This window comes from Chryseolinea sp. H1M3-3, assembly GCF_029360725.1.
In the GTDB taxonomy this organism is placed as follows: Bacteria; Bacteroidota; Bacteroidia; order Cytophagales; family Cyclobacteriaceae; genus Chryseolinea.
In genome coordinates, this window is the sequence record NZ_JARKMY010000002.1 from 1,027,008 (window position 1) to 1,039,264 (window position 12,257).

Consider the following 12,257-nt stretch of genomic DNA (forward strand, 5'->3'; position numbering starts at 1 on the left):
GTTACCAAATGATATTATATTTTAATGAACCGGCGTTATCTTTTGACTTCATAGGAATTAATAATTCCATCGCGCCGGATGCACCTCGAATAACCGGTTCTGACTTGTCTGGCAACTGTATATAAAATTGTTTATCGTTTATAGCGTATAGGCCATTAGGTAATTTCGTGATGGCGCTGCCTTCGGCAATTCTACACCACACCGGTGTGCCATCGGATGATGCCAGCGTAATGGTATGCGCCAGGATGTGTCCCGAATCTTCGGCAGATAATAGTTCTTTGATCTGCGTTTTACCAATCGAATATTTGATAATCGGATTGCCCGTTTTACTGATATCATAGCCGATGTAGCTGTAATTTGTGTTAGAATCGGGCCAGACTTCGCTTTTATCGCGGAGCATTGCCACGGTTGGTCTACCGGATGATTCTATTACACTGCCCAATGGTACAGCCAGCTGAGGTTCTCCACGACCATACCACATCTGTGTGGTTTCAACAAAATCTCCCCGCCAGTATTGCAATACGCTTCCCGAGCTAAGATCATAGCTATAACCAATTCTGGTTGGTTCACCTACGGAGATAACATGTGTTTTCTTTTTACCTTTATGGTTCACAAAACTTCGAAGCATCACCGGATCTTGTCCTACGGGTAACGTGATGGCGCCAACGGCTTCAGCGAAGAGTAAAACTGAATTAAGGTTGGTATATGCAATGCCATTTGTTTCAACGCCAAATACGATGTCGTTGGCCTGTTGATACCAATGCTGAAATTTTTTGTAATAGTTTAATTCAACAGGATAGTTGCCTGCCTCCAAATCAACTACGGCGGAAGCTCTTCCTGTTTTCCTCCCATCAAGGCTCATCACAACTTTGTTGTCGATCTTTAATTCGCCGCCGCCGTTTGGATTGGTAGGATTTGTATCGTCAGGAATCCACTTCAAATGGAGATTCATAAAATACTTACCGCTTTTAGGAATATGAATGGTACCACTGATTTTTCCTCCATAGTAATCCATCGTCTCAGTTCCCTGGTGTTGGAGTAAATCAATATCGACTGTCGCTACAGGTTTTGCGGCATTCAGTTCTGTGAGGGAGGAAAATCTGCCTTCATATGCATTCAATTTGAGGTCAGATAACGTTATTTTTTCTTGGCCATAAGCCTTGAATTTAATGTTTCGGATGGCAACGGGTCCGTGGTCTCCTTGGATTACAAGAGGGCCCACAGATTTTTCATCGGAAAAGATCGCTGCTCGGGTTGGTCCTGTCACTTCAACATTCTCGTGGATAACTACACCGTTGTGAACAACTTTTATGAACCGTGCATTTTCGATTTTTTTACCACTTGCATCGAACCGCGGGGCTCTGAATTCGATCCGATAATGTTGCCAGAGGCCAGGTGCTTTGGAAACATTTTGCGCAGGAGGATGTCCTTCATATCCTTGCTTTCCGGGAGGTCGCTTATCATCCCACCTTTCGTAGATCGCACCACAATCGGTTGCCTTAACCGGAGAAATTCCCCAGCTGTCAAACATCTGAACCTCATAACGACCTTGCAGGTATACGCCGGCATTGGAACCTTTCTCCATCATAAAGTCTAATTCGAGATCAATGTCACCATGTTCCATGGTTGTGATCAAATGGTCTTTTGCTTTGTCGGAAATATCATTCACGACTATACCAGTCCCTCCGGTAATTTTCGCTTTGCCTGCTTCTTTCCAATCGTAAAAGACATCCTTGGCAATTTTCCAATTCCCATTAGTGGGTTTAAATTCCTTCAGATCCTGTAAGGCCATGGTAGTGTACAATGATTCGTTCATTTGTGCCTGTACCGAGAAGACGCAACCGATAAAAGCAAGAGAGAACCAATAGAAATAATAATGCATGATATCTGTATTATAAAATGTTTGCTGTTTGCATGGTATTGTAGTCGAAGCTAATAGAATGGAGACATTCCATAAGCTTAATCCTCAAAGATATTAATCGCCATTTTCGTTATGCTTGCAAAGTGCATAATGTCAATTACAAAGATGTATTGGAATAATTATTAAAAGTGCGCTAATTTGTTCAAACGTTTGAACAATTCAAAAGGTAAAGTGAAGAAAAAAGCCACGATAGTCGATATTGCATTAAAACTGGGCATCACCCCATCGGCCGTCTCCAAAGCTTTCAGTAATCATCCCCGCATCAGTGAACAAACAAAGGAAGCCGTATTAAAGGCAGCGCAACAATTGGATTACCGTCCCAACGCTATGGCTACGGGATTAAGAAAGGGAAAAAGTGGGCTCATCGGTGTAATTGTTCCTGCAATTCACTACAGTTTCTTTGCTACTGCCATAAAAGGTGCGGAAGAAACTTTAAGCCGGGAAGGGTACAGTGTTATCATCGCGCAATCAAAAGATGATTATAATTTTGAAAAAAAGCAGCTCGAAGGAATGATGCGTGCACAGGTAGAAGGTGTTATTGCTTCACTTGCTATGGGCACACAAAATTTTGATTTCTATAAGATTTTATCGTCAAAGATTCCTGTTGTCCTGTTCGACCGTACGTTTGAAGATGAAAAAATCAGCACCGTTACTGTTGATGATTTTTCGGGTGCCGTGAAAGCGATTGACCATCTCGTGCAACGGGGATATTCAAGGATAGCGCATCTTGCTGGTTACAGTCATGTATTACCTTTCCGCAAGAGAATTGATGGCTATAAAAGAGCACTTATCGACCATGGAATAATTTTCGATCCCGATTATCTAATTGAATGCGCTCCTAATACCAATGAAGGGATAAACGCAACTGAAAGTCTTTTTAAATTGAGCCAACCACCGGACGCCATCTTTGCCGCAAGCGATTATCTGGCCTTTGGCGCCATCAGCGTCGTTCAGGAAAAAGGAATAAAGATTCCTGAGGAATTTGGGATTGTAGGTTTCAGTAATGAACAATTTTCATCCCAAGTAACGCCTGCTATCTCTACGGTTGATCAATTCAGTGAAACCCTGGGCTCGACAGCTGCTCAGTTACTCATTGATCAATTAAGGGATGGAAAGGTGAAAAATTTTATTCCGCAAAGAAAGGTGATTTCCCCTCAATTGATCCATCGACAATCTTCCGCTGGAAAAATATATTACTCAACTCCGGCTGCAGCTACCATATTGTAAAACTAAATTAGCAGATACCACTTTTTACTCCAATCGACCTTCACGCACTATGCAACTTTCATTAATATCTGTCATCAGAAATTTATTTTTTGTTCTCTTCCTTGGACTTTCTTCCTGTGTTTACGCGCAGGATAACCTTAAACTTTGGTACAAGCAGGCTGCACGAAACTGGAATGAGGCATTACCCATTGGCAACGGCCGGGTAGGCGCTATGGTTTTTGGTAACGCTAAAGAAGAACTTATTCAGTTGAATGAAGAAACGCTTTGGTCAGGAGGGCCCGTAAACACGAATCCTAACCCTATGGCTACTCAATATCTTTCGCAAATTCGGACTGCATTGTTTAATGAAGAATTCCAGAAAGCAGAAGAGCTTGCTAAGAAAATGCATGGATTGTTTACGGAGTCTTTCGAGCCGCTTGGAGATCTTGTGATAAAACATACTTTTGAAGGGGAGCCTACCGATTATTATCGTGACCTCAATATTTCAACCGCAATTGCCAGTACGCAATTCACAGCAAACGGCATTAAATTTATGAGGGAACAGTTTGTTTCTGCACCCCAGCAGACAATGATTATTCGCCTCACGGCGAGCCAAAAAGGAGCTTTGAATTTTACGATTCACCCTTCCAGTCCTTTATACCATAAAAATATGGTTATCAGCAAGCAAGAAATTGCTACGAAAGGAAAAGCGCCTTCGCATACTGATCCCAGTTACATGCAAACCATGGAGCAGCCTGTTATCTACAACGATCCGACTGGATGCCGCGGGATGCGTTTTGAATTCCGTGTAAGGGTAAAGAATATTGACGGCCGTGTAAATAGTACTGATGATGGTTTGCAAGTAAGTGGCGCCAGTGAAGTATTATTGTTTGTTTCCGCTGCAACGAGTTACAATGGTTTTGATAAATGCCCTGATAAAGATGGTAAAGATGAAAGTAAACTTGTCGAACAATATTTAAATAATACGTGGCCACTCGACTTTGACCAGCTCAAGAAAAATCACATTGCTGATTATCAGCATTATTTTAATCGGGTGAGCCTTGTTCTCAACGGGAACCCGTCGGTAGATATGCCAACAGATGAACGGCTGGTTAGATATGCAAAGGGAGTATCGGATACGGGTCTTGAAGCATTGTATTTTCAGTTTGGACGCTACTTGTTGATCTCGAGTTCACGGCCCGGAGGCATCCCAGCTAATCTTCAGGGTATCTGGAATCATCATGTTCGTCCACCTTGGAGCAGCAATTTCACAACGAACATAAATACAGAGATGAATTACTGGATGGTGGAGACCTGCAACCTTTCGGAATTGCATACACCTTTGCTTGACTTGGTCCAACGCCTGTCGGTGACTGGGAAGGAAACAGCACAGAATTTTTACAATGCAAAAGGTTGGGCGTTAAATCACAATACGGACATTTGGGCAACAACAAATCCTGTCAGTGGAAGTCCCATGTGGGCTAGTTGGCCATTGGGGGGCGCATGGTTGTGCCAGCACTTGTGGGAACATTATCAGTTTACCGGCGATATAACCTTTTTGCGCGAGGTAGCCTATCCGTTAATGAAGGGTGCGGGGTTGTTTTGTTTGGATTGGCTGGTAGCGGATAAAAACGGATTGTTGGTGACGGCGCCCTCGACTTCTCCGGAAAATGAATTTATTACGGATAAAGGGGTTAAGGGCTCCGTATCGATTGCCACCACAATGGATATGTCTATTATTCGTGATTTGTTTTCGAATCTAATTGCTGCTTCTGAAAAATTGGGCGTAGACGAAGATTTCCGTCAAACGCTGATTGATAAACAGAAAAAATTGTATCCTCTAAAAATTGGGAAGAAGGGAAACCTTCAGGAGTGGTATATGGATTGGGAAGACGCCGACCCTCAGCATCGTCACATCTCACATCTCTTTGGATTATTTCCTGGAAATGAAATCACACCTTTAAAAACTCCTGCGTTTGCAGATGCTGCCCGAAAGTCTTTGGAACTCCGGGGCGATGGTGGAACAGGGTGGTCGAAGGGCTGGAAGATAAATGTTTGGGCGCGGCTGCTGGACGGTAATCATGCCCATAAATTAATCCGCGAGCAGTTAAAAATTACGGGGCTCGATGGAACTGATTATTCCAATGGGGGAGGAACCTACCCTAATCTTTTTGATGCACATCCGCCATTTCAAATCGACGGAAATTTCGGTGGTACATCAGGAATAACGGAAATGTTATTGCAAAGTCATTTAAAAGAGCTTCATTTTTTGGCTGCCATCCCTGACGAGTGGCAAAATGGAGAAGTAAAAGGCTTAAAAGCGCGAGGTGGATTTGAAGTAAATCTTGCGTGGTCCAATCAAAAAATAACACGTGCGGCTATCAAATCATTGAACGGAGAACCTTGTATACTGCGCACAGCTACACCCCTAAAAATAGAAGGTATCTCCGCAAAATCAGTTAAGGATGACCAGGGTTACATCACAATTTTCCCAACTAAAAAAGGAGGGCTGTATAAATTTCGCTCGACTAAGTAAGACTTTTGATTATTGAAGATATAAATAGTCCAGGCCAACCGTTGTATAGGAGGTTCACCCCAAGGTAACGCTTGTGATTTTGCCCAGTCATGTTGGACGGCTAAAATACAGAAGATATTAGATATGACTCGCACGTGTGGAAGCTTCTTGTATTTTCAGCTTTTCAGGTCGCGTTGAATTTGGGTACAATGAATTCAATCTCCTAAAATCATGTTCTACCTGAGGATTATTTCAATTTCGCTTTGAAAAATTCCACGGTTCGTTGCCAAGCCAGTTCGGCAGCTGCTTTATCATAACGCGGTGTACTATCGTTATGAAAACCATGATTTACATTGGGATACATATGGGCGGTGTATTCTTTATTGTTCTCCTTCAATGCTTTCTCATAAGCAGGCCAACCTTCGTTTACCCGTGTATCCAGCGCCGCATAGTGAAGTAAAAGAGGTGCTTTTATCTTTGGTACATCTTCCGCAGAAGGTTGTCCTCCATAAAATGGAACTGCTGCTGCAAGATCGGGAATGCGTACAGCCATCATGTTAGAAATCCATCCTCCGAAACAAAAACCAACGACACCTACTTTACCTGTGCATTCAGCATGCGATTTAAGGTGTTGATAAGCTGCAATAAAGTCTTCCAGCATTTCATTTCGATCGCGTTTACTTTGCAATGTTCTTCCTTCATCATCATTGCCCGGATATCCGCCGAGTGGTGTAAGCGCATCAGGGGCAAGAGAGATAAATCCTGCCAGTGCAGCCCGTCTCCCGACGTCTTCAATATATGGATTCAAGCCCCGATTTTCGTGCACAACAATAATACCCGGTAACTTTCCCTTGGCATCAACGGGACGCGAAAGCAAACCGCGGATCGACCCACCGCCTTTTGGTGAATTGTAGTTTATATATTCCGACTTTAATCTGGGATCATCAGGAGGGATTTGAATAATTTGATAGTTAGGACTGATAAAGCTCAGCAGCGAGGCAACTGTAATACCCCCGACAGCATAGGTAGAAAGTTTATCAATAAATGCACGCCGTTCAATCCGGTTGTGTGCATAGTCATCGTAAAGGTCAAATACTTCCTGTTTGATGTCTTCTTTTTTGATTTCTTTCATACGGTTTTATTTAGGGTGATAGGAAAATCGTCTAAAATTAAAGATATCGTTTTATGCCCATCAAATGAATGAAAGTTAAATGAGTGGTTGATTACAGGTCATATCGGTTAATGCAACGTTGGCCAAGTTTGAAAGGTATTGGACGAAATGACACGACTAGACGGTCTAGTTTAACGCTGACAAGGCGTATCACGACTGGAGAGACGAAGTTCCGAAAGGTATATGAGCGGGATCAAAAAATAAGGGAGCAGAATCACAGCCCAATGGAATTCGTCAACAACCTAATTCTGAGGTTTTTATCGAGCGGTGTCCCACGGCAATATTAATTGAAAAAGATTTGGGCTTTTAAAAACTACCTTGAGAAACTGGCGTTATACAATAGGACAGGTAATAAATCGTTTTAACGTTAACTTATGATATTATGAAACCCATTTACAGCACTGGCGACAAGGTCTATTTGACCGAGGAAGATGATTTTGTGGATTATGAAATTGTTGAAATTTCTGTTGAAGATGGTGATACTATGGATCCGTCTGCCAAGCAAAAGTATAAGTATAAAATCAAGCCCGTTAAGGGAGACAAAACGATCGAAAAAAGCGAATCTGAAATTTTCCCGATTACTTTCGCGTGATAAAGTAAAGTTGTGTGCAATTGCTTTTCCAAGCAAAAACGAAAGGAACATATCCGTTTGATATTCTTGTTCGCGTACGTGGTTCCAAACTAAACAATAACTACAACGCGGCCGCTCGGTAGTTCAGCCATCGGCAATTTATACGCCTTGGTATGTCTGTTTCATTTTATTGTACCACATCCTGATGATCCCGCCGCCAAATATTCTAACGTGAGTCGTCAACATCAAGGTCAAACCCCTATACTGCTGGCTGTTTTATAAAATCGATTAAAAAGGTCTCGCGACAACTTGCGCAAGTAAGTGCTTGCATATATATTTGCAAGCACTTACTTGCATATTATGGAAACCAGACGAGATGTATTTCAGGCTATTGCCGATCCTACCCGAAGACAAATTATAGATATGGTAGCACACCATCCATTAAACCTTAACGCCATATCTGAAAAGTTTGAAATGAGCAGACAGGCAGTTTCACTGCATGTTAAAATTTTAACAGAGTGTGGGCTTGTCGTTGTCAAACAGCAAGGAAGGGAGCGGGTCTGCGAGGCGAAACTGGATGGATTGGGAGAAGTTTCTGCCTGGGTTGAACAATATCGCCTTTTCTGGAAAGAGCGCTTTACTTCGCTGGAAAAGTATCTAAATAAAGTACAGGCCCGAAAAAAAACGAAAAAGAAAAGATCATGAAGAACGTGAATCAAACGAACGAACTGATTATAACGCATCAATTTAATGCGCCAAAGAAGCTGGTGTTTAATGCCTTTGCAGATCCACAAGCATTAGGCGAATGGTGGGGGCCCGTCGAGCGTAAAAATTCAGTGATCAAGCTCGACTTTAGGGTGGGCGGTATTTTTCACTATCGAATGGAAGATAATGGTAAAAAAAGTTACGGTCGTTTTTTGTTCAAGAAAATCCAGCCCCATGATTTATTAGAATTTACCAACGGGTTTGCTGATGAAAATGCGAATATCGTAAGAGCACCATTCGACATTGAACTTCCTTCGGAGATTCTTTACAGCCTTGTTTTTACTGAGAAAAATAAAGTTACCACAATTACGATGACAGGAAGACCGGTAGAGGCCAATAACAAAGAGGAAGAAACTTTCCGTTCGATAGAAGGAAGCATGCGGCAAGGTTTCAGCGCGATGTACCAAGTTCTGGAAGACTATCTGAGAAAACTACAATCAAAAAATAACTGAAATAGCACAATGAGAAAATTGAAATTACAAATGCAGATGTCATTAGATGGTTTTGTTTCAACTGGGCCTAACGACGAGCAGCAGTGGGTAACGTGGGCATTAGATGAAATCAAGCCGCAGGTTTTAGAATTGCTGGAAAGTACAGACACGATCATCATCGGCAGAAAGCTGGCGGTCGATTACATTCCATACTGGCTTAACACTGTGAAAAATCCTGAAGGTGAAATGTACAGTCTCGCTGAAAGAATTGTTAGCGCTAAGAAAATCGTGTTTACAAAGACAATTCCCGAATCGAGATGGGAAAATACCGACGTCAATGCAGGAAATTTGGTTAACGAAATCCAAAGACTTAAAAGTCAGCCCGGAAAAGATCTTGTCGTATATGGTGGAAGTTCTTTTGTTTCGGAGTTGGTCAAAGAAGAATTGATCGATGAGTTTTATTTCTTTGTTAATCCTGTTGTGCTTGGAAAAGGCGATTCAATCTTTGACAAGATAAATACCCATCGACAATTGAAACTAAAAAAATCAATTGTGTACAATTGCGGAATCCTAATGCTTAACTATGTATTAAAATAAATGGGAAAGCTGAAATTAAATGGTGCAGTAACAAAATTTCTGGATGAGCTTCAACATCCTTTAAGAGATCAAATCGAGCAGCTCCGAAAAAGTATTCTATCTGCAAACAGCGGATTGACCGAAAATATCAAGTGGAATGGCCCCAACTACGGATTTCATGGTGAAGATAGAATCACCATGAGAATTCATCCACCTAGACAAATCCAACTCATTTTTCACTGTGGAGCAAAAGTTCAGGAGCAGCCCAAAACCAATTAATTACTGATGACTCCGGATTGTTAACATGGAAGGCAAATGATCGCTGCTTTGTGACTTTCAAAAGTCTGGCCGATATTTTATCGCGCGAATCGGATTTGAATAAGATTATAAATGACTGGCTAATAGCCGCAAAGAAATAGGCATGAAATCTTCTCAATAAGTTGCAAAAAAAATCTTGTCAAAAATGTTTCTTAGTAGGTGCGGGGACTATATAAATTCGTTACCAAAAAGAAGTGTAAAGGCCGGTCAATACGCCCAATATCAGAATTGATCCTGCAATAAATTCCGGAGACAAGCGCAATCGACGTAAATCAACTTCGATGCGACTGCTATTATTTTCTGATTTACGATCGAGAAGACTCATACCGACCATAATTACAATGATCATAACGAAAACAATGGTCATTCTATCTAGGAACGGATAATCGGGGAAAGCTCCATTTGTCCATTGCGGTAAAAATTTTAATATAGTAGACGCAGGTATCGTAAATAAGGCGCCAGTTAACGCGGCCGCGGACGTTGTTCTTTTCCAGAATAATCCCAGCAGGAAAATAGCTAATACACCAGGCGCGATAAAGCCTACATACTCCTGGATAAACTGATAGGCCTGGTCGAGTGAGCGTAGGAGGGGCGTAACAAAGCCAGCGATGGTTAAGGCAACAACCACGGTCCATTTCCCAACATAGACGATCTGATCATCACTTGCCGATTTATTAAGAAACTTTTTATAGATATCGAGTGAAAATATGGTTGAGATGCTGTTGGCCTTTCCTGCAAGAGAAGCCACAACGGCTGCGGTCAGCGCAGCAAAAGCAACACCCTTCATGCCTACAGGCAGCAGATTCATCAGTGTGGGATAGGCATGGTCCGGCTTCAATACACCTGCTTCATTGGTCATTTCTTGTTGGAAAAATCCATCCTGGTGCAAAACAAACATGGCAATACCGGGAAGGACGGCGATAATCGGAATTAATAATTTGAGGAATGCTGCAAAAAGAATCCCATTCCGGGCAGTTTTCAAGTCTGCACCCAGCGCTCGCTGCGTAATGTATTGATTACATCCCCAATAACTCAGATTATTGATCCACATCCCTCCAATCAAAACCGACAATCCAGGCAGGTCCTTATAATAAGGATGATCGTCTTCAAAGATCATGTGGAAATGCGAATCGGCTTTCTCCTGCAGAATAGAAAGTCCCGCAAAGATATCGCCTGGGCTACCGGCTTTTTCAGCAACCAAATTAAGTGCAAGATAAGTAGTGGCGAGTCCTCCCATCAATAAAACCGAAACCTGAATCACATCGGTGTATCCAATGACTTTCATTCCACCCAACGTAACGACAATAGAAAAAAGAATTAATCCAATCACACAAACGGAAAAGCTGATGTTGGATATTGACGTAATGGCTATAGCACCCAGGTAAATAATAGACGTCAGATTCACAAAAACATAAACCAATATCCAAAATACGGCCATGACCGTACTCACTGTGTCATTATAACGCCTCGCTAAAAACTGAGGCATGGTGTAAATCTTGTTTTTGAGATATATCGGAATAAAGAAGATAGCAACAATAATCAATGTCGCTGCTGACATCCACTCATAGGTAGAAATTGCCAGTCCGAGCGCAAAGCCTGATCCGGACATTCCGATGAAATGCTCTGCAGATATATTGGATGCAATCAATGATGCGCCGATGGCCCACCATGTTAGTGACCCTTCAGCGAGAAAAAAGTCCCGTGTGGTGCTGGATGACTTGCTTTTCTTTCTATAAACATAATAGCCATACGAAGACACGATAATGAAATAGATAAAAAAAACAACGTAGTCTATAAGGGATAGCTGGTTCATTTACGTTGTATGGATCTTTTTCAGGCCTTCAGCTAAGCGCTTATAATCGAACAATTAAAATTTTAATGTAGATGGAAGATATTTAGCAACCAGATCTTCATAGTATGGCCTTAACACTTTCCAATCGGGCGGAGTAGGATTTTTTGAATACAAATCATAAGGATTAAAAAGTTTTACCCATTTAAACATTTCACGGTCATGATCATCCATTAAATGATCATATGCATGCTCGCGATGTTGCGCATAAAAAGAGTGGTAACGTAGCATGTACAGGCCGGACTCTGGCAAATAATCTTTCATCATGTGGTAGACATATTCATCGTGTCCCCAGGACATGTGGACATTTCTCAAGCCGCAATTTGGCGAATAGATCCCGTATTTGGAATTATAATCCTTATTGGTATAGTCAGGATTTGCCTGGAAAAATTCCGGATATACGATCTTATCAGAATAAGCACAACCCACAGGGAAGGTATCACCCACTACGGCCCATTGTGGCTCACCTAATAAGCAGAGTACCTTTCCCATATCGTGAATCAATCCCACGAGTACCATCCAATCGGGATGTCCATCCCGGCGAATCGCCTCGGAAGTTTGCAATAAATGCTGCAACTGATCGAGGTTCGTATCCGGGTCCGAATCGTCAACTAATTCATTTAAGTACTCGAAAGCTTTCCATATAGGCATTTCTTTTTTGTTGAATGCGAGAAAGTCTTTCTCTTTTTCGATTACGAAGTCGTATGTTTGATACGTATGGTTAAGTCTGTAAAATTCTTTCACTGTGTCGCGTTGCGGAGTATCGTAATTGCGATATTCTGCAGTCGATTTTCCATTGGCAATGGATTCGGGATCAGGATATCTTTTTAACAAATCTTCTTCCCACTCATCTAAATTTCCCAATGGATTTTTTTCAGGATTCATAAATTCGAATTTTATTTTTCAAAATCTTATTTCACATCTCTGCAGAATA

General features: G+C 41.8%; 11 protein-coding genes. 7 read left to right on the forward strand and 4 right to left on the reverse strand.

Translation table 11 applies throughout. The features are described 5' to 3' along the window. Window position 1: 1 nt before the first annotated feature. Window positions 2-1,882, reverse strand: coding sequence for a DUF1080 domain-containing protein (locus tag P2W71_RS11940; protein WP_276371211.1), 1,881 nt, complete (start codon window positions 1,880-1,882; stop codon window positions 2-4). 189 nt (window positions 1,883-2,071) lie between these two features. Between P2W71_RS11940 and P2W71_RS11945 the strand changes: the two genes are divergently transcribed. Then, a complete protein-coding gene (locus tag P2W71_RS11945) occupies window positions 2,072-3,148 on the forward strand; it encodes a LacI family DNA-binding transcriptional regulator (protein WP_276371213.1) in 1,077 nt (358 codons plus the stop codon). Window positions 3,149-3,197: 49 nt separating this feature from the next. After that, window positions 3,198-5,663: a glycoside hydrolase family 95 protein gene (locus P2W71_RS11950; protein WP_276371215.1), complete on the forward strand. Its 2,466-nt coding sequence runs from the start codon at window positions 3,198-3,200 to the stop codon at window positions 5,661-5,663. A 226-nt stretch (window positions 5,664-5,889) separates the two neighbouring features. On the opposite strand, the gene P2W71_RS11955 is transcribed toward P2W71_RS11950, so the two are convergent. Further along, complete coding sequence (locus P2W71_RS11955) at window positions 5,890-6,774, reverse strand: dienelactone hydrolase family protein (protein ID WP_276371217.1); 885 nt, start codon at window positions 6,772-6,774, stop codon at window positions 5,890-5,892. 421 nt (window positions 6,775-7,195) lie between these two features. On the opposite strand from P2W71_RS11955, the gene P2W71_RS11960 reads away from it, so the two are divergent. From P2W71_RS11960 to P2W71_RS11980, 5 genes are all read left to right on the forward strand, one after another. Then, window positions 7,196-7,405 carry a hypothetical protein gene (locus tag P2W71_RS11960; RefSeq protein ID WP_276371219.1) on the forward strand — a complete coding sequence of 70 codons (210 nt, stop codon included), beginning with the start codon at window positions 7,196-7,198 and terminating at the stop codon, window positions 7,403-7,405. 339 nt (window positions 7,406-7,744) lie between these two features. Beyond that, window positions 7,745-8,089, forward strand: a complete 345-nt coding sequence (locus P2W71_RS11965; RefSeq protein WP_276371221.1) for a metalloregulator ArsR/SmtB family transcription factor — start codon at window positions 7,745-7,747, stop codon at window positions 8,087-8,089. Continuing rightward, a complete protein-coding gene (locus tag P2W71_RS11970) occupies window positions 8,086-8,601 on the forward strand; it encodes an SRPBCC domain-containing protein (RefSeq protein WP_276371223.1) in 516 nt (171 codons plus the stop codon). The genes P2W71_RS11965 and P2W71_RS11970 overlap by 4 nt, the downstream gene beginning before the upstream one ends. A 9-nt stretch (window positions 8,602-8,610) precedes the next feature. Next, window positions 8,611-9,177 (forward strand): dihydrofolate reductase family protein, encoded by a 567-nt coding sequence (locus P2W71_RS11975; RefSeq protein ID WP_276371225.1) that lies wholly within the window; start codon window positions 8,611-8,613, stop codon window positions 9,175-9,177. Further along, a complete protein-coding gene (locus P2W71_RS11980) occupies window positions 9,178-9,435 on the forward strand; it encodes a DUF1801 domain-containing protein (RefSeq protein ID WP_276371227.1) in 258 nt (85 codons plus the stop codon). Window positions 9,436-9,655: 220 nt separating this feature from the next. On the opposite strand, the gene P2W71_RS11985 is transcribed toward P2W71_RS11980, so the two are convergent. Next, window positions 9,656-11,287, reverse strand: coding sequence for a sodium/sugar symporter (locus tag P2W71_RS11985; RefSeq protein WP_276371229.1), 1,632 nt, complete (start codon window positions 11,285-11,287; stop codon window positions 9,656-9,658). Between the two features lie 54 nt (window positions 11,288-11,341). Then, window positions 11,342-12,208 carry an inositol oxygenase family protein gene (locus P2W71_RS11990; protein WP_276371232.1) on the reverse strand — a complete coding sequence of 289 codons (867 nt, stop codon included), beginning with the start codon at window positions 12,206-12,208 and terminating at the stop codon, window positions 11,342-11,344. Window positions 12,209-12,257 lie beyond the last annotated feature (49 nt).